This window comes from Haloferax volcanii DS2 (genome assembly GCF_000025685.1).
Classification (GTDB): domain Archaea; phylum Halobacteriota; class Halobacteria; order Halobacteriales; family Haloferacaceae; genus Haloferax; species Haloferax volcanii.
On record NC_013967.1, the window covers coordinates 1,324,580 to 1,343,567 of the forward strand.

An 18,988-nucleotide genomic window follows, 5' to 3' on the forward strand; every position below is an offset into this window, starting at 1 on the left:
GCCCGGCCCGATACCGACTCGGCCGGACGCCCGACGACTGTCACCTTTTAGCAATGGGTGTGTGTCTCAATACTGTGGTATGCTACAATCCCCGCTACGCTTAACCGGATGCCCGGACCGTATTAGGGCATGGCACAAGAGGCGAATCCCTTCGAGAGTCTGCAGGAGCAAATCGACGACGCGGCCACCTACCTCGACGTGCGCGACGACGTTATCGAGCGGCTGAAGAACCCCGAGCGGGTCCTCGAAACGAACCTCGCCGTCGAGATGGACGACGGCGACGTGGAGCTGTTTCGCGCCTACCGCTCGCAGTTCAACGGCGACCGCGGCCCGTACAAAGGCGGGATTCGCTACCACCCGAACGTCAGCCGAGACGAGGTGAAGGCGCTTTCGGGCTGGATGGTGTACAAGTGCGCCGTCGTCGACATCCCCTACGGCGGCGGCAAGGGCGGTATCGTCATCGACCCCAAGGCGTACTCCGAATCCGAACTCGAGCGCATCACCCGGTCGTTCGCCAAAGAGCTTCGCCCCCTCGTCGGCGAGAGCCGCGACATCCCCGCGCCCGACGTGAACACCGGCCAGCGCGAGATGAACTGGATTAAGGACACCTACGAGACCCTCGAAAACACCACCGCGCCGGGCGTCATCACCGGCAAGGCGCTCTCGAACGGCGGGAGCGAGGGCCGCGTCGAGGCGACGGGCCGCTCGACGATGCTCACCGCCCGCGAGGCGTTCGACTACCTCGGCCGCGACATCGAGGGCGCGACCGTCGCCGTCCAGGGCTACGGGAACGCCGGCTCCATCGCCGCGAGGCTCGTCGAGGACCTCGGCGCGTCGGTCGTCGCCGTCTCCGACTCCTCCGGCGGCATCTACGACCCCGACGGCCTCGACACCCGCGCGGTCAAGGATTTCAAAAACGAGACGGGCACCGTCTCGGACTACGAGGGCACGGAGGCCATCACCAACGAAGAGCTGCTCACCCTCGACGTGGACCTGCTCGTCCCCGCCGCGCTGGAGAACGCCATCGACGGCGAACTCGCCCACGACGTGAAGGCGGACGTCATCGTCGAGGCCGCCAACGGCCCGCTCACGCCCGACGCCGACGACGTGCTCACCGAGCGCGAGATCCACGTCTTCCCCGACATCCTCGCCAACGCCGGCGGTGTCACCGTCTCGTACTTCGAGTGGGTCCAGAACCGCCAGCGGTTCTACTGGACCGAACAGCGCGTCAACGACGAACTGGAGCGCGTCATCGTCGACGCCTTCGAAGAGCTCGTCGACGCCTGCGAGAGCCACGACCTGCCGAACTTCCGCACCGCGGCCTACGTCGTCGCCATCCGCCGCGTCGTGGACTCCTACGACTCAGCCGGCAACTGGCCGTAGCGTCGGAGCCGGTCGTCGCCTCGACGTTTCGCCCTGCCGCCTCGACGTTTCGCCCTGCCGCCTCGACGTTTTCGTCCTGCCGCCTCGACGTTTTCGTCCTGCCGCCTCGTCGCCTCGTTGTTCGACCGGTTCGCCCCGCTTCTGTGTCCGCCGCGACCGCCGGCGCGGTCGCAGACGCTGCCAATTCTGTGCATGGTGGTGAATATCACTCGAAGCGTCCGATGCCGGGGGATTCAAGTCGGTGTAGGTCGCGTCATTCATCGATGCGTCAGGACCACCTCATCTCCGCGTCGCACCTCTCGCGGGAGGACATCGAGGCGGTGCTCGACCGCGCGGCCGACATCGACGCCGACCCGGCCGCGTTCCGGCAGCGACACGCCGGAAAGGTTCTCGGGCTCTGTTTCTTCGAGCCGAGCACGCGAACTCGGATGAGCTTCGACTCCGCGATGAAACGCCTCGGCGGCCAGACCGTCGATATGGGACCGGTCGAGTCGTCGTCGGTCAAGAAGGGCGAGACGCTCGCCGACACCGTCCGCGTGGTCGAGGGCTACGCCGACGCGCTCGTGCTCCGCCACCCGAGCGAGGGCGCGGCCACGATGGCCGCCGAGTTCGTCGACGTGCCGCTCGTCAACGCGGGCGACGGCGCGGGCCAGCACCCGAGCCAGACCCTCCTCGACCTCTACACCATCCGAGAGAACGCCGGCCTCGACGACCTCACCATCGGCATCATGGGCGACCTGAAGTACGGCCGAACGGTCCACTCGCTGGCCGAGGCGCTGACGAACTTCGACGCCAGCCAGCACTTCATCAGCCCCGAGAGCCTGCGACTCCCCCGAAACGTCCGCTACGACCTCCACGCCTCGGGCGCGCAGGTCAGAGAACACACCGAACTCGACGAGGTGCTCCCCGAACTCGACGTGCTCTACGTGACGCGCATCCAGCGCGAGCGCTTCCCCGACGAAAACGAGTACCGCAAGGTCGCGGGACAGTACCAAATCGACTCGGAGACGCTGGACGCGGCGGCGGACGACCTCACTATCATGCACCCGCTCCCCCGCGTGGACGAGATTTCTCCGGACATCGACGACACCGACCACGCGACGTACTTCGAACAGGCTCACAACGGCATCCCGGTCCGGATGGCGCTTCTGGACATCCTCCTCTCCCAAGACCGATGACAGACGACCACCAACTCCGCGTCTCGAAGATTCGAAACGGCACCGTCATCGACCACGTCGCCGCGGGGCAGGCGCTCAACGTCCTCGCCATCCTCGGCATCGACGGCACCAGCGGGGAGGCGGTCTCGGTCGGGATGAACGTCCCCTCCGACCGCCTCGGCCGCAAGGACATCGTGAAGGTCGAGGGCCGCGAACTGAGCCAGTCCGAGGTGGACGTGCTGTCGCTCATCGCGCCCGCCGCGAGCATCAACATCGTCCGCGACTACGACGTGGTCGAGAAGAACCGGGTCGTCCGCCCCGACGCCGTCGCGAGCATCATCTCGTGTCCGAACAGAAACTGCATCTCGAACGCCGACGAGCCCATACAGTCCCGCTTTACGGTCCTCTCGGACGGCGTGCGCTGCGACTACTGCGAGACCATCGTCCGCGAGGACGAAGTCGCGGCCAACCTCGACGTGAACTGACCGCGTTAGGAGTCGTCCGACCCGCTTTTTCGCGCGGCGCTCGCCGGACAGCAGTGGTCCTCGCCCGCGAACTCGACGCCCGCGAACTCGAATCTCGCGCCGCCTGTCGACGCCGATCCGACGGAGACCGACCAGCCGTGGGCCTCCGCCAGCGACCGGACGATATCGAGGCCGAAGCCCGTCCCCTCGGCCGAGGTGGTGAAGCCGCGTTCGAACACCCGCGTGACGATAGCGGCGTCGATGCCGGTCCCGTCGTCTTCGACCGCGACCGTCCCGTCTGCCGGCGACGCGGTAACGCGGACGGCCAGCGGCGAGGCTCGGCCGTCCGCGGTCCCGTGTTCCACGGAATTCCGAAACAGGTTCTCGAACAGTCGCTGGAGCCGACCGGGGTCGGCGTGAATCGTCGCGGTCGACTCGACGACGAGTGCCGCGTTGCCCGTCTCGACCGTGTCCCACGCGCGTCGGGCGACCGCCTCGACGGCGACGGGCGTGAACTCGACGACCGCCGTTCCGCGGCGGGCCGCGGTCAACACGTCGTTGACGATGTCGCTGATGCGGGTCAACGAGGTCGCGACCCGTTCGAGATGTTCGGAGTCGTTGGTCTCTCGTTCGAGGTCGAGAAAGCCGATTGCGACGGAAAGCGGGTTTCGCAGGTCGTGCGAGAGAACTCGCGCGAACTCGCCCAGTCGCTCGTTTTGCTGTGCGAGCTGTTCTTCGTGCTGTCGGTGGGTCGTGATATCGCGCCCGACGCCGCAGAAGCCGACGACCTCGCCGTTCGGTTTCGTGAGCCGACGGCCGGTGAGTTGGAACAACAGCATGCCGTCGTCGGTCGGCAACCGCGCTTCGACGACCGTCGTCCCCGTTCGGATGGCCTCCTCGACGGCGCGTTTGACCGCCGGGCGGTCGGCCTCGTGGAAGAACGCGTCGGCCGACATCCCGGCGAGGTCGGCGTCCGTTAGGCCGGTGAGCTCCGAGAGCCGCTCGTTCCACGAGACGAGGTGTCCCTCGCCGTCGTAGACGTAGAACACGTCGTCGAGCGCGTCGATGGCGACCCGCGCCTTGCGGTGTTCGCAGGCGAGTCGCCGGACGCGCGACCCGAGTTCGTCGTCAGGAGATGCGCCCGCGGGGGTGTCGCTGTCGGTGTCGTCGCTATCGTCGCTATCGTCGCTATCGTCACTGTCGGCGCGCGCCGCCCTCCGCAGGACCGCCGCACGGTCGAGGTAGGCGTCGATACCCAAATCGACCAGTTCCGTCACGGCGTGGTCGGCGTCGCCGGGCGCGAGGACGACCACCGGGAGGTCGTCGTCGGTCGCGCGAAGCTCACGGAGCAGCGAGAGGCCGTCGCCGTCGGAGAATCCTGCGCCGAGGACGAGACAGTCGTACGCGTCGCCGTCGAGGGCGCGACGGGCGGCGTCGAGCGTCGCGGCTTCATCGACGGCGGCCTCCGAGACCGCCCGCTGGACGGCGCGGGAAATCGCGCGGTCGCCGTCGGCGGAGAGGACGCGAATCGAGGAATCTGGTTGCATCGGGCGGAAGGGGACGAACTGAACGACCGACAGGATGGTCACTGATACCATAACGTTTCTGTGATAATTGTCACTTAATCAACGCAAGTAGGAAACGTGTATCCAGTTTCCCGTCGGCGTCCGCGAATGCCCCGGTGTCGTAATCACTTAGTGCGGTGCGGTCGAAGTCCTCGGTATGTCCAAGAAGGCCAAACTGGTCCTGGTACTGGCGCTCGTCGCGGTCCTCTACACCGTGTTCTCCGGCAGCGGAGAGACCGTCGAAGTCGAAATCGAAGAGTAACCGCTTTTCGGCGCTCGGTCGCCACCGACCGAGTCAGCCCCACTCCCGCCCGTCCAGCGGCCGCGCTGGAGCGGGCCCCACGCCCGAGAGCGAACGACTTACCCGACGCCCGCGCGAAGGCGAAGCCATGTACGGGGTCGTCACGCGCAACGAGGAGGAAGTCGACTGGCCGGAGTTCGACCGCGGGTTCTACGAGGTCAAAGACGTCACCGGCCGGGCGGCCGAACCGCTTTCGAACGCCGTCAACATGATTTCGTGTTTCGGTGACAACGCCGCCGCCAACGAGAACCCCGAGTTGGTCCCCGTCGACGGCGAGGGGAACCCGGCGACGCGCGACCGCACGTACTTCGACTGGGCGTACATCTGCCCGACGAACGAGAAGTACCGCGCCGGCCTGCTCGAAATCGTCGAAGACGCCGCCGCGGCCAACGGCGACGTGCGCCTCGACGACGTGGGCTTCCCCCGCGACGAGTACTGCCGCTGTGAGCGGTGTACCTCGCAGTTCGAAGCGTGGGCCGCCGACCGCGGCCGCGACGCCGACGACGAAGAGGCGTGGTTCGAGTGGCGCGCCGACGTCATCACCGACTTCGTCGCCGACGCCGCCGAGCGCGTCCCCGGCCGCCTGTATCTCACGCTGTATCCCGACCCCTATCCGGGCCATCTCTACCGCCGCGCCGGCCTCGACATCGAGGCGCTTTCGGCGCACGTCGACGAGTTCGTCGTCCCGCTGTACGACACCAACTACGGGACGACCTACTGGCTCGAAACCATCGCCCGCGGCTTCGTCTCGCTTCTGGAGCCGTACGACGCCGACTTCTCGCTCGAACTGTACGCCGTGAACGTTGACGTCGACGACCTGATTCACGCCATCGAGGTCGCGGACGAGTACGCCAAAGACGTGCTGTTCGGCTACGACGCGAGCAACGCCGCCGCGACGCTCCGGCGGATGACCGCCGACGGGTCGCGCGGGAAGACCTACCACCCCGACGACGCGACCCGCTGAGCGCGGGGCTCATCGGCGCGGCGACCGGGCGATTGGGCGGCCGCCTCCGAGCGATTTCAGAACGCGCCGGCGAGGTAGCCGATGACGACGATGCCGAGGAGGAAGACGAGCGTCGCGAACGCGAACAGCGCGAACATGAGTCGCCGCTGCCCGCTCGTCGGTTGTGCCATGGACGTTCTCCGGACTGCACACACTTATGATAGTCGGCGCTCCGGACGGTCCCGCTGGGGGGTCCACCCCCGTCTCAGTCGAGGTCTTCGATTGGGTCCGCGTTGCCGAAGTACGGGTCGGGACCGTCGCCGGGGGCCGCCCACTCGACGGCGTTGTCGAGGACGGTCCGAATCTCCGCCTGCTCGTAGATTGGGTAGGTCTCGTGACCCGGCCGGAAGTAGAAGACGCGGCCCTTGCCGCGGGTGTAACAACAGCCCGAACGGAACACTTCGCCGCCCTCGAACCACGACGTGAAGACGAGTTCGTCCGGCGCGGGGATGTCGAACCGCTCGCCGTACATCTCGGCGCGGGGGACCTCGAACGACTCGGGAAGCCCGTCTGCGATGGGGTGGCCCGGCTCGACGACCCAGACGCGCTCTTTCTCGCCCGACTCGCGCCACTTCAGCGAGCAGGTCGTCCCCATCAGGCGCTTGAACGGCTTGGAGTAGTGCCCCGAGTGGAGCACGAGCAGACCCATCCCGCCGCGGACGCGGTCGACCACGCGGTCAACGATTGCGTCCTCCACCTCGTCGTGGGCCTTGTGGCCCCACCACGCCAGCACGTCGGTGTCGTCGAGGACCGACTCGGTGAGCCCGTGTTCGGAGTCGTCCAGCGTGGCCGTCTGCACGTCGTAGCCGGCCTCGCGGAGTCCTTCGGCAATCGTCGCGTGGATGCCGTCGGGGTAGACCGCGGCGACCTCGTCGTCTTCCTTCTCGTGTCGGTACTCGTTCCAGACGGTGACGGTGACCATACTCCCGGCGTCGCCGGGTGGCGACAAGTATGCACCGAACCGGAAGCCGGGCCGTGGCGGTCGCCCGACGGCCCGGCTACGTCCCCTCGAACTCCGGTTCCCGCCGACTCGTGAACGACGCCACGCCCTCGGCGTGGTCGTCGGTCTCGAATATGACTGCCTGCGCCGACGCCTCGTGTTCGATGGCCGCCTCGATGGAGTCGTCGGGGCGGCGGAGCAAGCGCTTGGAGGCGGTGAGCGCCTTCGTCGGGCCGCCGGCGATGCGTTCCGCGAGGGCGGCGAGTTCGGCTTCGAACTCGTCCGCGCCGGCGACGCGGTTCACGACGCCGAGTTCCAGCGCCCGGTCGGGACCGAGTTCCTCGCCGGTGTAGACGAGTTCCATGGCGACGTTGCGCCCGACGAGTCGGGGAAGGAGATACGACACCCCCGAGTCGACCGCGAGGCCGACCCGGCGGAAGCCGAAGCTGACGGCGGCGTCGTCGCGGAGGAGTTGGAGGTCGCAGGCGATGGCGAGCGCAGCGCCCGCGCCCACGGCCGGGCCGTCGATGGCCGCGACCGTCGGTAGGTCGCACTCGTAGACGCGGCGCACGCAGTCGGCGGTGTCGCGGACGACGTGGTCGACCGCCTCGGGGAGCGTCATCGCGTCGGCCTGGAGCTCACGCATGGCGTTCACGTCGCCGCCGGCGCAGAACGCGCCCGCCTCGTCGCTCCCGCGGACGACGACGCAGCGCGCCGCGTCGGGGAGCGAGTCCAGCGCCTCGCGCACGCCCGCGGTCACCTCGACCGTCAGCGCGTTCCGAACCGCCGGGGCGTCCAGCGTCACCGTCGCCACGCCGTCGTCGAGCGAGAGCCGTACCGCGTCGGAGTCGAGTTCGACCTCGGTCATCTCCCGGTTCGACGTGCAGAATCGTGAAAAACGTTTGCCTCGTGGAGAGTTGATTGCCACTGCGCTCAGCGGAACAGCGCGTCCGCGTCGATTCCGAGGCCCGGACTCTCGGGGACGCGCATCCGGCCCTCGCGCACGGGTGCCGGGTCGGCCGCGAGGTCGGCGTCGAGGAGCGAGGCGGTCGCCAGCCCGTGGGCCCGGTCGCCGGGGAGCGACGCCGCGACGTGGAGCGCGCCGAGTCGGGCGACGACGGCGTCGATGGTGGTCGTGACGACGACCGCCACGCCGGCGTCGCGGGCGCGGGCGGCGAGGTCGCGGACGCGGTCCGGACCGCCGAGCGCCATCGGCTTGCAGACGAGCACGTCCGCCGCGTTCGAGGCGAGCGCCCGCTCCGGAGCGACCGTCGAAAGCGACTCGTCGAGCGCGATGGGCGTGTCGTGAAGCCGTCGGAGGACGGCGTGCCCGTCGAGTTCGTCGGCGGGAAGCGGCTGTTCGAGGTAGTCGAGGTCGAGGCCGAGTTCCTCGACCGAGTCGAGAAAGCGGTCGGCGGCCCAGCGGTCCCACGCGGCGTTCGCGTCGGCCCGGAGCGCCACGTCGGGGCCGACCGCCTCGCGGACCGCCCGGAGGCGCGCCACGTCGTCGGTCGGGTCCCGCGCGCCGACCTTCAGTTTGAGGCAGTCGTACCCCGATTCGACGGCGGTTTCGGCGGCTTCGACGGTCGCCTCGGGGTCGTCGTCGCCGAGGGTCGCGTTCACCGGAAGCGAGGTGTGCGGGTCGGTGGCTAGGGACGCGGCGAGCGGCCGGCCGGCGGCGCGAGCGCGAGCGTCAGCGACGGCGAGCGAGACGGCGTGTCTCGCGGCGGGCGCGTCCGCGAGCGCCCCGTCTTCGATCGCCGATTTGGGGTCGCCCGCGGCAGCCCCCTCGGCATCGCCTTCCGTGAGACCGGCGAGCGCGTCGCGGCAGTCTTCAAGCGACTCGGTCCAGCCCGGAAGCGGGGTCGCCTCGCCGACGCCGGTCTCGCCCGCAACGTCGACCGCGACGAGAAGTCCCTCGCGGCGCTCGATGTCTCCCTTGGCGGTCGAAAGCGGCGTTTCGAGGTCGACGGCGAACTCGCGGAGACGCATCGTCACGCGAGGACGAGGCCGATCGAAAAGAGGACGGCGTAGAGCGCGAGGAGTTTCCCCGTGTCTTCGAGCGCGGGGTTGAGCTTCTCGCCTTTCGTCTCGGTCACGACGGTCCGCGCGATTCGGGCCGCGACGGGCATCGAGAACACCGGCAGGAGGACGAACCAGTCGAAGCCGGCGCGGGTCCAGAGGTAGACGGGGACGGCGTAGGCGAGCGCGAGCATGGTGACGTACTCGGCGCGGGCGAAGCCGTAGCCGAACCGGACCGCGAGCGTCCGCTTGCCCGTGGTCGCGTCTTCCTCCTTGTCGCGGACGTTGTTCACGACGAGGATGTTCGTGGAGATGGCCGCGATGGGGAGGCTGGCGAGGACGGCGACGAGCGTGACGGTTCCCGCCGGAATCCCGACGGAAAGCGGGGCGGCGAGGACGCTCGCGGCCTGCACGTAGAACGTGCCGGCGACGGCGACGAGGCCGAAGAAGACGAAGACGAACAGGTCGCCCAGACCGTGGTAGCCGAGGGGGTACGGGCCGCCGGTGTAGGCGATGCCCGAGGCGACCGAAAGCAGGCCGACGACGAGGATGGGCACGCCGCCGACGTAGACGAGATAGGTGCCGAGGAGGACGGCGGCGGCGAAGGTGAGATACATCGCCCGCTTGACCTCTGACGGAGGGATGAGCCCGCCCGCGGTGACGCGGGTGAAGCCCTCTCGGGCCTCGGTGTCAGCGCCCTGCACCGCGTCGTAGTAGTCGTTGGCGAAGTTGGTCCCGACTTGGATGAGAAGCGCGCCCACGAGCGCCGCGAAGGCGGGCAGCGGGGCGAACAGGTCGGCGTGGACGGCCACCGCGGTGCCGACGACGACCGGCGCGGCGGCCGCCGGGAGCGTCTGCGGCCGCGACGCCATCACCCACGCCCGCCTGCGAGAGATGTCCTGCGTGCTCATTGTCTGCATACGAGGGCCGAAGCAGTGAGTAAGTTCCTATCCGAAAGCGCGCGACGCCGAGGCGGTGGGTGGGGGAACACGGTGGCCCGGCGCGCGGCGCGACCCAGCGCGGCGCTCCCCGGCGTCAGCGACGACGTGGTCATCGCCGTCGCCGACGGTGGGGTGTCGATGACTCGCTATTCGGAGTCGGAAGCGGAATCAGCGGCGACGCCGAGATGGTCGGCGAGTCGCTCGCGACCGCGCTCGGCCCGAGCTTCGACCGCTTCCTCGGAGATGTACATCTCGCGCTGACGCTCCACGTCGGCCTCGCGGAGTTCGCGGAGTCGCTCTTCGGCGAGGTCGCAGTCGTCGGGGACTCGGCTGTCGAACCGCTCGCGCCAGTCGTCGCGGGCGGTCTCCTCGTCGGCGAGTTCCGATTCGGGACGTATCCAGTCCCAGTGATGCGCGAGGGCCTCGGGATACCCCCGTTCGAGGCGGTGGTCGGTGATGACCGACCGGCCGACGCGCGCGCCCTGTCCGGCCGACATGATGGCCTGCACGTTGACCTCGCTCACCGGCGCGGCGACGTACAGCCCGTCGATGGCTGTCCGGCCCTCGATGTCGGCGTAGTCGCGGTCGAACTTCGTCCGCGTCTCGCCGTCGTACTCGTAGGTGACGAACATCTCGTCGTCGTCGAGCGGTTCGAGGAAGTCGCCGCCGTAGCGGGCGGCCGCGACGACCCGCCTCGCCGTGACGGTCTCGCCGTCCTGCGTCGTGACCTCGAAGCCCGGCCCGGCGGCGTCCGCGGTCTCGGTCCCGTCACCGCCGGCGGGTTCGACCGCCTCGACGAGCGCCGGAACGAGGTCGCAGCCGGCCGCCTCGACGTGGTCGTGGATGAGTCCGTAGAACGTCTCGACGTCGACGCCGCCGGGGAAGCCGAGGTAGTTCTCCAGATAGGCACAGCGCTGGAGCGACGACCGGCCGCGGTCGAAGGCGACGGTGTCGAGACCGTACCGACCGGTGAAGACGCCCGCCGAGCAGCCCGTCGGCCCGCCGCCGACGATGGCCACGTCGTAGTCGAACGCCGCCGTTTCGGGGTCGGTCGCTGTCGTCGTCGCCGTCCCCTCCGAGCGCTCGGCGTCCGCCATCTCAGAACTCCCCGTTGACGATGTCCGCGACGCGCTGGCGGTCGAACAGTTCGGCGTCGTCCGTCACGTCGCCGAACACGTCGGGGTACAGCTGCTTCGCGGCGCGCTCGGTCAGGAACAGGTTGTGAATAGGCCCCTGGAACAGGTAGCCGCCGCGGTAGACCCGACCGTTCTGGACGGCCGCCAGTTCGCCGCCGACGGGGTGGTCCTCCATGTACGCGAGGACGGTGTCGCGGAACTCCTCGGGCGTCTTGCGCTCGTGGCCGCGGACGAGAATCACGTCGGGGTCGATTTCGAGGAGGTTCTCGTAGTCGAGTTCGCCGCGGTTGGTCGTGCTGAGGTTCTCGATGTCGGTCCCCGAGAGCGCGTCGGTGACGCCGAGGTCGTTCCACTGCTTTTTGCTCGTGCCCTTGTCGTTGAGGCGGTACGGCGAGAACGTCTCGGGTTCGGTCGTCCCTTCGAAGGTGAGAAAGACGTTCGGGCGCTCGTCCGCGGGCGGCAGTTCCGCCTGTATCTCCGCGATGAACTCGTCGTGGAACGCCTCGAACGCCTCGTAACGGTCCTCGCGCTGGAACACCTGCGCGACCTTCTCGAACGCCTCGTAGAGCGTGTAGTAGCGGTAGTCGTGCCAGCCGTCCGACCGGCGGAAGACGAGGTTGCCGACGAACGGGGCGACGTTCTCCGCGATTTCGTCCACGTCGGCTTGGTCCCAGTCGAACCAGTTGATGAGCATGTTCGGGTCGTAGAGGTGGACGTCGTTGTCGAGTTCGTAGAACTCCTCTTTCGTCCGGACCTCGGGGTACGCCTCGATTTGCTCGCGGTCGACGCTCACGCCGGGGAGTTCGTCGTAGACGTAGGTGTAGTACCGGCCCGCGCCGCCGACGCCGGTCAGCCCGTCGCCGACGCCGAGCGCGACGGCCATGTCCGCGTAGCCGCCGTCGTAGGCGGCCCACGACTCGGGAACCGAGTCGAACGTGACCTCGCCCATCGGCTCCATCGTCACCGAGTACGAGGAGTCCGCCTCGGTCGTCTGGGTCTCCGTCTCGGCGCTCGTTTCGGTGGCTGCCTCGGTCGTCGTCTCGGCCGCCGTGGTCGCCTCGTCACTCCCCGACGAGTCCGACGCACAGCCGGCGAGCATCCCGGCACCGAGAGCCGTGCCGCCGTACCGAATGTAGTTGCGTCGCGTGAGTCCCTCCTGCCCGGTGGATTTCTCTTCCATGGGGTTTAGGCTAACCTAAATGTATAAGAGCGTTCCTATTTTTCGGCCGGCCTAAACCTTGGCGAGGCGACGTGTTTCGGCCCGACGGGAGGGGCCGCATCGCGGTTGCGGGTCCGGCGTCCGGCGAGAGCCGGGGTTAGGCCCTCAGTAGTGCCACGGGTAGTCGCGGAAGCGGGGTTCGCGCTTTTCGAGGAAGGCGTCGCGGCCCTCCTGTGCCTCCTCGGTCATGTAGGCGAGTCGGGTCGCCTCGCCCGCGAACACCTGCTGGCCGACCATGCCGTCGTCGGTCATGTTGAAGGCGTACTTGAGCATCCGCATGGCCGTCGGGGACTTCTTCGTCATCTCGTCGGCCCACTCCAGCGCCACGTCCTCTAGCTCCTCGTGGGGAATCGCCTCGTTCGCCATGCCCATGTCCACGGCCTCCTCGGCGGAGTAGGTCTTGCCCATGAAGAACACCTCGCGGGCCTTCTTCTGGCCGACCTGCTTTGCGAGATACGCGGAGCCGAAGCCGCCGTCGAAGGAGGCCACGTCGGGGTCGGTCTGGAGGAACTTCGCGTGCTCCTCGGAGGCGAGCGTCATGTCGCAGACGACGTGCAGGGAGTGGCCGCCGCCGACGGCCCATCCGGGAACGACGGCGACGACGGGCTTAGGCATGAATCGGATGAGCCGCTGGACTTCGAGAATGTGCAGGCGACCGGCCTTCGCCTCGCGGACGAGCGGGTCGTCGGAGGCGTCGGCCTCGTCGTCGTCGCGGTACTCGTAGCCCGAGCCGCCGCGAACCGACTGGTCGCCGCCGGAACAGAACGCCCAGCCGCCGTCCTTCTCGGAGGGGCCGTTGCCGGTGAGCAGGACGCACCCGACGTTCGCGCGCTTTCTGGCGTCGTCGAGCGCGGCGTACAGCTCGTCCACGGTTCCGGGTCGGAAGGCGTTTCGGACCTCGGGGCGGTCGAACGCGATTCGGACCGCCGGCACGTCGACGGCGCGGTGGTAGGTGATGTCGTCGAACTCGTCGGACCCCGGGACTGGCTCCCAGCGGTCGGGGTCGAAAATCTCCGAGACCATACCGAGAGGCGGCGCGGGCGGCGCAAAAAGATTCGCTTGCGGCCGCGGTTCGGGGGACGGCCCGCCGCCTGACCGCCCCCACGGCCCGGAGCTATTTGTCAGTGCGTGAACGACTCTCGCGTATGTCGGCCGCGACCACCCTCCTCGTCAGACTCGTCCACGTCGTCGGAATGGCGCTCGTCCTCGGCGGCGCGGCGTTCGCGTGGGCGACGCTCAGAGCCGGCGGTCCCGGACGCGCGGACGCCGGCGGCTCGACCGCCTCTGGCGGCGACCAGACCCCGTTCGCAGCCCTCTACGAGTTGGTTTTCTGGGCGGCGATGGGCGCGATGGTCGTCACCGGCGTCGGCAACCTCGGCGCGCTCGGCCCGCCCGGACCCTCCGGGCGCTGGGGGTCACTCCTGACCGCGAAACTCCTCGCGGTGACCGCGTTCGTCCTCGGGTCGTTCGTCCGGACGCTCGTCGTGTTCAGGCTCCGGCGGAGCGGCCCGACTGGATTGGGGCGCTCGCTTCTCGCCAAGAGCTACGGCGCGACAGCCGCCGCGCTCCTCGTCCTCGTCGCGCTCGCGGAGGTGCTGGCGCATGGGTGAGGCCGCCGGCGGCGTCGGGCCGCGGGGGCGCTTCGAGACGTGGGTCGTCTCGTCGTTCAACCTCGTCGCGCTGAGCCTCGTCGGACTCCTCGCGGCCCACGCGAGCGGCGCGCTCGCAGGCGAACTCGCCAACTTCGGGACGCTTCCGGGCGTCGCCGTCTTCGCGTACCTGTGGCTCCTCACCGCGGCCGCGACCCGGTGGGCGCTGGCGGACGGCGGGCTGGCCGACCTGCGAACCGGCCTCAACGGCCTGTGGCGACTCGTCCTCCGCGGGTTCGCGGCGGGCGCGCTCATCGGGGCGGCGTTCCTCCTCGGCGTCGTCCTCGTCGGCGCGGTGCTGAACGGCGCGCCACTCGTCGCGCTGGCGCTCATCGCGCTCATCGGCGTCGCGGCCGCGAGCGTCGTCGGCGGTGTCATCGGTGCTCTGTCGGTCGTCCTCGACGCCGGCTGTTACTGGGCGGCCGGCCGGCTGGTCGGGCGGTGGGCGGAGTCGAACGGCTCGGGGCGGGCCGCCGACGGGGAATGAGTGAGGAGTCAGTCAGTCAGTCTGCCCCGAAGCGGCCCGCGCGGACTCGTCAGCCACGACGCCAGCCCGACGAGTACCGCGGCCGCGATGCCGACGAGGAAGGCGGTCGCCCCGGCAAACGACCCGTACGCGACGAGTCCGGTCCCGACGAACGCGGTGGCGAGCGACCGACGGCGACCCATCGACTCGGGGTAGCCGGTGGCCTTGAACCGCGCGAGACCCCACGCGACCACGGCGACGAGCGGAGCGAGACCGAGGCCCATCAGGGGTCGCTGGACGACGAACCAGAAGACAGGAAGGGCGACCACGACCGTGACGAGCGCGAGCGTTCCGCGGCGGCCGAGCGCCGGAGGATAGCCGCGCTCAGCGATATCCGAGAGGAGTACCGCGCCGAAGACGACGGTGCCGCCGGCGAAGAACCCGGCGAGTGGTTCGTAGGCGACGACGGCCGCGTAGGCGAACACGAGGACGCCGAGGAATCCGGCGACGGCGTAGACGCTGCCGCGGTACTGGCGGAAGAGTCTGGAGGGCATGTCACCACGATTCGGAGCGCGGGAGAAAAGTCAGTCGGTCGACCGGTTCGGGCAGTCGCTCAGTCGGTCATTCAGTCGGTTAGTCGGACTCGGACAGTCGCTCGATGGCGCGCTCGGCGATGCGCTCGCGCACGCGATGAGACGACTCGGCGTCGGTTCGGACCTCGATGACGTCGGTGCCGTCGGTGGCGACCGACTCGGCGTAGGCGTCGCGGAAGTCGTCGGGGTCGACGGACGCGAACGAGAGGTCGTAGAGGTCCTCGGTGGCCGCGAAGTCGAGGCCGTGGGGCGTCTTGAACTGGTCGGTGAACGGCGGTTCGTACTCCTCGATGGGGAGCATATGGAAGATGCCGCCGCCGTCGTTGTTGACGAGGACGATGGTCGCGTCCACGCCGAGGCGACCGAGCGCGAGCAGGCCGTTCATGTCGTGGTAGTACGCGAGGTCGCCGGTCAGGAGCGTCAGGTGGTCGGTCGCCGCGGAGCCGGCTCCGAGCGCCGAGGAGACGATGCCGTCGATGCCGGACGCGCCGCGGTTGCCGAGGACCGTCCGGGACTTCGTCGAGGGGCGCGCGAAGCGGTCGAGGTCGCGGACGGGCATCGAGTTCGAGACGAACAGCGTCGACGGCTCGGGCGCGAGGTCGGCTACGTCGGCGGCGACTCGGCCCTCGAAGGCGTCGGTCTCGTCGTCGACGAGGTCCCAGTAGGCGTCTTCCGCGTCGGTCCACAGCGCGTTCCACGACTCGTCGGGGCGGTTGCGGATGAGTTGCGAGAGCCGCCACGCCAGCACCGACGGCTCGGCCTCCACGAGGTCGGTCGCGCCGAACTCGGCCTCGCGCCAGCGACCCGTCGGGTCGACGAGATACTGCCGGGCGTCGGTGCGCGCGAGGTACTTCCGGAGCGCCTTCGAGGTCGGGGACGCGCCGATGCGGACGACGACTTCCGGGTCGGCCCAGTCGGCGGTGACGCGCTCGTCGAGGTAGGCGTCGTAGCCGCCGAGGACGGTCGTCGTCCGGGTGTGGCCGCCGAATCGGAGCCCCGAAAGCGGGTCGACGACGACCGGGAAGCCGGTCGCGTGGGCGAACGCGGCGACGGCCTCGGCGTTGAACCCCGGCGGGTCGGCGGGCCCGGCGACGACGAGCCCCCGGTCGACCGCGAGGTCGTCGGCCAGCTTTCGGAGGTGGTCGTCGGAGAGCTCCGGCGCGCCCGCGGTCGTCTTGACGTAGGGGCGGCTCCCGCTCCGGCCGTCGAGCGCCTCGGAGTCGAGGTCGGCGGGTACGTCGCCCTCGACGTACGTCGGTTCGAGCGGCTTTCTGAAGGGGAAGTTGAGGTGGACGGGGCCGGCGTCGACGCCCGTTGCCTCGGAGACGGCGCGGGCCGCGGTCGTCCGGAGGCTCCGGAGTTTCCTGTCGGTGGCCTCCGGTTCGGGCATGTCCTTGTACCAGCGGACGGCGTCGCCGTAGAGCTTCTCCTGGTCGACGGTCTGGTTGGCCCCGCTGTCGCGGAGTTCCGGCGGGCGGTCGGCCGTGAGGACGAGCATCGGCACGCGGGCCTGCGACGCCTCGATGACCGCGGGGTGGAAGTTGGCCGCGGCGGTGCCCGAGGTGCAGACGATGGGCGTCACCTCGCCCGTGCGCCGGGCGCGGCCGAGCGCGAAGTAGGCCGCCGAGCGCTCGTCGAGGTGCGAGAACGTCTCGATGTCGTCGTGGCGGTCGAACGCCTCCGTGAGGGGCGTCGAGCGACTGCCGGGTGCGATGCACACCGCGTCGATGCCGGTGCGTGCCAGTTCGTCGGCGAAGGTCCGTGCCCAGAGGGCGTTTCGGTTCGGTGCTGTCATCTCGTCTATGTCGTCGTGGAATCCAGTCGGGGCAAATCGGAGTCGGGTCGAATCGAGTCGAATCGGAGTCGGTCGTCGGTCCCGAACTCAGTCGTCGCGTTCGAGTTCGTCGAGGATGGGTCGGTACTTCAGTTGCACCTCGTCCCACTCGGCGTCGGGGTCGGAGTCGGCGACGAGGCCGACGCCCGCGAACAGCGTCGCCAGCGTCTCCTCGACGATTGCCGAGCGAAGGGCGACCGCGAAACTGCCGTCGCCGTCGGCGTCGAACCAGCCGACCGGCGCGGCGTACCAGCCGCGGTCGAACGGTTCGGTGTCGCGAATCACGTCGAGGGCGGCTTCCGGCGGGAGGCCGCCGACCGCGGGCGTCGGGTGGAGCGCGTCCACGAGCGAGAGGACGTGCTCGTCGCGTTCGAGCGTCGCGTCGATGGGCGTCCAGAGGTGCTGGACGGTCGCGAGCTTCCGAATCCCGCGGTCGCCGACGCGAATCTCGGCCGAAAGCGGGGCGAGCTGTTCCCGAATCGTCTCCGCGACGAGTTCGTGTTCGTGGTTGTCCTTCTCGCTTCCGAGCAGTTCGTTCGCCAGCCACTCGTCTTCGTCGTCGGTGTCGCCGCGGCCGGTCGTCCCGGCGAGCGCGCCGGTCTCGACCTCGCGGCCGCGGAGCGAGACGAGTCGCTCGGGCGTCGCGCCGAGGAAGCTCGCCCCGCCGTTCGGCTCGGCGAGGAAGCGGTGGCAGTCGGGGTAGGTCCGGCCGAGGCGGGCGAGCAGGTCGGGCGCGGCGGCGGGGCGGTCGAGTTCGACTTCGAGCGCCTGCGCGAGGACGACCTTCTGAAGGTCGCCGGCGCGGATGCGAGAGACCGCGGCGTCGACGCTCTCGTGCCACGCCTCGACCGAGGTCGTCCGGTGGCGGTTCGAGACGCCCGGCGGTCCCTCGGGGGGAGCGTCGTCGAGCGATTCGAGCGTCTCGCGGACCTCGTCGAGTCGGTCGCCGACGGCCTCGGGGTCGGCGTCCGCGCCGACGGCGGTGACCGTGAGCCACGCGTCGTCGCCGTCGAAGGCGACCTGCACCTCGGGGACGACGAAGCGCGCGGCCGGGAAGTCGGCCCACGGGTCGCGGCCGGTCGCCTCCTCGTGGAAGGCGAGGCCGCCGAAAAATCGCGGGCGGGCGACGTCGGGGGCGTCAACGTCAGCGCCGTCGAACAGCGACGTGGCCGACTCGCGGACGCGCGCGAGTCGCTCGGGTCCGTCGGCCTCGACGGCCACGGCGACGCCGCCGCCGACGACTGTCGGCTCGTCGGGGGCGGTCCACAGCGCCCGCGGGCGGCGCATCGTCGCGAGCGACGCCGAGACGGGCGGCGCAGACAGTCGAACCGACCTGCTGACGAGATGGGTCCCCATCTCGTCTGTCCGCAACGGTTCCATCGACCGTGGCTCAGGACCGGGGACGCTTGAAACTCTCCCTTCTGTCCCGCACCCCGGTCGGGCGACTCCGGTGGGATGTGCACATCTGTCCACCGGGCGACAACACTGACGGACGGGACGCGAAGCGACCGCCGAACACGCCGAAAACGCAGCGTCGGCGGACCGAAAACTCAGCTCAGCTGTACCGCTCTTCGTTCCACGGGTTCGCCGTGTTCGAGTAGCCCCGTTTCTCCCAGTAGCCGCGTTCGGGCTCGGTGAGGAACTCGACGCCCGAAACCCACTTCGCGCCCTTGTAGGCGTACTTGTGCGGGGTGACGACCCGGAGGGGGCCGCCGTGGTCGGCGGGCAGGTCCTCGCCGTCGTAGCCCCAGACGAACATGACCTCGTCGCGCATGCACTGGTCGAGCGGCAGGTTCGTCGTGTAGCCGTCCATCGCGTGGAACATCACGTGAACCGCGTCGTCGTCGACGCCGACCGCGTCGGCGAGCGTCGAGAACGTGACGCCCTCGAACTCGCAGTCGAACTTGCTCCAGCCGGTGACGCAGTGGAAGTCCTGTACCTGCGTCTCGGCGGGGAGGTCGCGGAACTCGTCGAACGAGAGGTCGAGTTCGGTGTCGACCGCGCCCCACGCCTCGAACGACCACGTCTCGGGGTCCCACGAGGGCGTGCCGCTCTTGGAGAGGACGGGAAACCGCTGGGTCTCGCGTTGGCCCGGCGGGAGCCGGTCGTCGCCGAACTCCTCGTAGAGGTGGGTCACGTCGTTGGCCATGCTCGAATCTTCGGCCCGACGCACCTATCACTAACGACTCCGGACACCCGCAGGCGACCGGGGCGACGGCCGCACTAACCGAACGTAAGCGGGAATTCGCGTTCGCCCGGACGACCTTCGGAAAACCCGATTATTCCCCCGGTAGAGTTATATACGGCCCTTCCAA

The 18,988-nt window shown here is 69.3% G+C and carries 18 protein-coding genes; 6 read left to right on the forward strand and 12 right to left on the reverse strand.

The features are described from left to right. The first annotated feature begins 129 nt into the window (after window positions 1-129). From HVO_RS11715 to pyrI, 3 genes are all read left to right on the forward strand, one after another. A complete protein-coding gene (locus HVO_RS11715; RefSeq protein WP_004043482.1) occupies window positions 130-1,383 on the forward strand; it encodes a Glu/Leu/Phe/Val family dehydrogenase in 1,254 nt (417 codons plus the stop codon). Window positions 1,384-1,646: 263 nt separating this feature from the next. Continuing rightward, complete coding sequence (gene pyrB, locus HVO_RS11720) at window positions 1,647-2,561, forward strand: aspartate carbamoyltransferase (protein ID WP_004043481.1); 915 nt, start codon at window positions 1,647-1,649, stop codon at window positions 2,559-2,561. Beyond that, on the forward strand, window positions 2,558-3,025 hold the full coding sequence (gene pyrI, locus HVO_RS11725) for an aspartate carbamoyltransferase regulatory subunit (protein WP_004043480.1): 468 nt from the start codon (window positions 2,558-2,560) through the stop codon (window positions 3,023-3,025). Before pyrB ends, pyrI begins: the two co-directional genes overlap by 4 nt. 5 nt (window positions 3,026-3,030) lie before the next feature. Here pyrI and HVO_RS11730 read toward each other — a convergent pair whose 3' ends face one another. Beyond that, window positions 3,031-4,551, reverse strand: coding sequence for an ATP-binding response regulator (locus HVO_RS11730; protein WP_049914872.1), 1,521 nt, complete (start codon window positions 4,549-4,551; stop codon window positions 3,031-3,033). A 407-nt stretch (window positions 4,552-4,958) separates the two neighbouring features. Between HVO_RS11730 and HVO_RS11735 the strand changes: the two genes are divergently transcribed. Further along, window positions 4,959-5,834: a glycoside hydrolase family 10 protein gene (locus HVO_RS11735; protein ID WP_004043478.1), complete on the forward strand. Its 876-nt coding sequence runs from the start codon at window positions 4,959-4,961 to the stop codon at window positions 5,832-5,834. 244 nt (window positions 5,835-6,078) lie between these two features. Here HVO_RS11735 and HVO_RS11740 read toward each other — a convergent pair whose 3' ends face one another. The 7 genes from HVO_RS11740 to HVO_RS11770 form a co-directional block, all read right to left on the reverse strand. Beyond that, complete coding sequence (locus HVO_RS11740) at window positions 6,079-6,795, reverse strand: ThuA domain-containing protein (RefSeq protein ID WP_004043476.1); 717 nt, start codon at window positions 6,793-6,795, stop codon at window positions 6,079-6,081. 76 nt (window positions 6,796-6,871) lie between these two features. After that, on the reverse strand, window positions 6,872-7,681 hold the full coding sequence (locus HVO_RS11745) for an enoyl-CoA hydratase/isomerase family protein (RefSeq protein WP_004043475.1): 810 nt from the start codon (window positions 7,679-7,681) through the stop codon (window positions 6,872-6,874). Window positions 7,682-7,746: 65 nt separating this feature from the next. Further along, window positions 7,747-8,805 (reverse strand): o-succinylbenzoate synthase, encoded by a 1,059-nt coding sequence (gene menC / locus HVO_RS11750; RefSeq protein WP_013035449.1) that lies wholly within the window; start codon window positions 8,803-8,805, stop codon window positions 7,747-7,749. Window positions 8,806-8,807: 2 nt separating this feature from the next. Then, the gene (locus tag HVO_RS11755) at window positions 8,808-9,707 is read right to left on the reverse strand and encodes a 1,4-dihydroxy-2-naphthoate polyprenyltransferase (protein WP_004043473.1); all 900 of its coding nucleotides are present in this window, start codon (window positions 9,705-9,707) and stop codon (window positions 8,808-8,810) included. A gap of 215 nt (window positions 9,708-9,922) precedes the next feature. After that, window positions 9,923-10,873, reverse strand: coding sequence for an NAD(P)/FAD-dependent oxidoreductase (locus HVO_RS11760; protein ID WP_004043472.1), 951 nt, complete (start codon window positions 10,871-10,873; stop codon window positions 9,923-9,925). Window position 10,874: 1 nt separating this feature from the next. Next, window positions 10,875-12,092 carry an ABC transporter substrate-binding protein gene (locus HVO_RS11765; protein WP_004043471.1) on the reverse strand — a complete coding sequence of 406 codons (1,218 nt, stop codon included), beginning with the start codon at window positions 12,090-12,092 and terminating at the stop codon, window positions 10,875-10,877. 144 nt (window positions 12,093-12,236) lie between these two features. After that, a complete protein-coding gene (locus HVO_RS11770; protein ID WP_004043470.1) occupies window positions 12,237-13,154 on the reverse strand; it encodes a 1,4-dihydroxy-2-naphthoyl-CoA synthase in 918 nt (305 codons plus the stop codon). A 122-nt stretch (window positions 13,155-13,276) separates the two neighbouring features. Here HVO_RS11770 and HVO_RS11775 point away from each other — a divergent pair, with 122 nt between their 5' ends. Next, window positions 13,277-13,741 carry a hypothetical protein gene (locus HVO_RS11775; RefSeq protein WP_004043469.1) on the forward strand — a complete coding sequence of 155 codons (465 nt, stop codon included), beginning with the start codon at window positions 13,277-13,279 and terminating at the stop codon, window positions 13,739-13,741. Then, window positions 13,734-14,267: a hypothetical protein gene (locus HVO_RS11780; RefSeq protein WP_004043468.1), complete on the forward strand. Its 534-nt coding sequence runs from the start codon at window positions 13,734-13,736 to the stop codon at window positions 14,265-14,267. The genes HVO_RS11775 and HVO_RS11780 overlap by 8 nt, the downstream gene beginning before the upstream one ends. An 8-nt stretch (window positions 14,268-14,275) precedes the next feature. On the opposite strand, the gene HVO_RS11785 is transcribed toward HVO_RS11780, so the two are convergent. The 4 genes from HVO_RS11785 to HVO_RS11800 all read right to left on the reverse strand — a co-directional run bounded on the left by HVO_RS11785 (window position 14,276) and on the right by HVO_RS11800 (window position 18,822). Then, window positions 14,276-14,800 (reverse strand): hypothetical protein, encoded by a 525-nt coding sequence (locus HVO_RS11785; protein WP_004043467.1) that lies wholly within the window; start codon window positions 14,798-14,800, stop codon window positions 14,276-14,278. A 79-nt stretch (window positions 14,801-14,879) separates the two neighbouring features. Further along, window positions 14,880-16,634, reverse strand: coding sequence for a 2-succinyl-5-enolpyruvyl-6-hydroxy-3-cyclohexene-1-carboxylic-acid synthase (gene menD / locus HVO_RS11790; protein ID WP_004043466.1), 1,755 nt, complete (start codon window positions 16,632-16,634; stop codon window positions 14,880-14,882). Window positions 16,635-16,721: 87 nt separating this feature from the next. Then, entirely contained in the window at window positions 16,722-18,053 is a 1,332-nt protein-coding gene (locus tag HVO_RS11795) for an isochorismate synthase (protein WP_004043465.1), read from the reverse strand. 175 nt (window positions 18,054-18,228) lie between these two features. Beyond that, the gene (locus HVO_RS11800) at window positions 18,229-18,822 is read right to left on the reverse strand and encodes a sulfite oxidase-like oxidoreductase (RefSeq protein ID WP_004043464.1); all 594 of its coding nucleotides are present in this window, start codon (window positions 18,820-18,822) and stop codon (window positions 18,229-18,231) included. Window positions 18,823-18,988 lie beyond the last annotated feature (166 nt).

What these genes read in the sequence shown, in the direction of transcription:
- HVO_RS11715 (WP_004043482.1), top strand. Translation starts at nt 130, where the DNA reads ATGGCACAAGAGGCGAATCCCTTCGAGAGTCTGCAGGAGCAAATCGAC.
- pyrB (WP_004043481.1), top strand. Translation starts at nt 1,647, where the DNA reads ATGCGTCAGGACCACCTCATCTCCGCGTCGCACCTCTCGCGGGAGGAC.
- pyrI (WP_004043480.1), top strand. Translation starts at nt 2,558, where the DNA reads ATGACAGACGACCACCAACTCCGCGTCTCGAAGATTCGAAACGGCACC.
- HVO_RS11730 (WP_049914872.1), bottom strand. Translation starts at nt 4,551, where the DNA reads ATGCAACCAGATTCCTCGATTCGCGTCCTCTCCGCCGACGGCGACCGC.
- HVO_RS11735 (WP_004043478.1), top strand. Translation starts at nt 4,959, where the DNA reads ATGTACGGGGTCGTCACGCGCAACGAGGAGGAAGTCGACTGGCCGGAG.
- HVO_RS11740 (WP_004043476.1), bottom strand. Translation starts at nt 6,795, where the DNA reads ATGGTCACCGTCACCGTCTGGAACGAGTACCGACACGAGAAGGAAGAC.
- HVO_RS11745 (WP_004043475.1), bottom strand. Translation starts at nt 7,681, where the DNA reads ATGACCGAGGTCGAACTCGACTCCGACGCGGTACGGCTCTCGCTCGAC.
- menC (WP_013035449.1), bottom strand. Translation starts at nt 8,805, where the DNA reads ATGCGTCTCCGCGAGTTCGCCGTCGACCTCGAAACGCCGCTTTCGACC.
- HVO_RS11755 (WP_004043473.1), bottom strand. Translation starts at nt 9,707, where the DNA reads ATGGCGTCGCGGCCGCAGACGCTCCCGGCGGCCGCCGCGCCGGTCGTC.
- HVO_RS11760 (WP_004043472.1), bottom strand. Translation starts at nt 10,873, where the DNA reads ATGGCGGACGCCGAGCGCTCGGAGGGGACGGCGACGACGACAGCGACC.
- HVO_RS11765 (WP_004043471.1), bottom strand. Translation starts at nt 12,092, where the DNA reads ATGGAAGAGAAATCCACCGGGCAGGAGGGACTCACGCGACGCAACTAC.
- HVO_RS11770 (WP_004043470.1), bottom strand. Translation starts at nt 13,154, where the DNA reads ATGGTCTCGGAGATTTTCGACCCCGACCGCTGGGAGCCAGTCCCGGGG.
- HVO_RS11775 (WP_004043469.1), top strand. Translation starts at nt 13,277, where the DNA reads ATGTCGGCCGCGACCACCCTCCTCGTCAGACTCGTCCACGTCGTCGGA.
- HVO_RS11780 (WP_004043468.1), top strand. Translation starts at nt 13,734, where the DNA reads ATGGGTGAGGCCGCCGGCGGCGTCGGGCCGCGGGGGCGCTTCGAGACG.
- HVO_RS11785 (WP_004043467.1), bottom strand. Translation starts at nt 14,800, where the DNA reads ATGCCCTCCAGACTCTTCCGCCAGTACCGCGGCAGCGTCTACGCCGTC.
- menD (WP_004043466.1), bottom strand. Translation starts at nt 16,634, where the DNA reads ATGACAGCACCGAACCGAAACGCCCTCTGGGCACGGACCTTCGCCGAC.
- HVO_RS11795 (WP_004043465.1), bottom strand. Translation starts at nt 18,053, where the DNA reads ATGGAACCGTTGCGGACAGACGAGATGGGGACCCATCTCGTCAGCAGG.
- HVO_RS11800 (WP_004043464.1), bottom strand. Translation starts at nt 18,822, where the DNA reads ATGGCCAACGACGTGACCCACCTCTACGAGGAGTTCGGCGACGACCGG.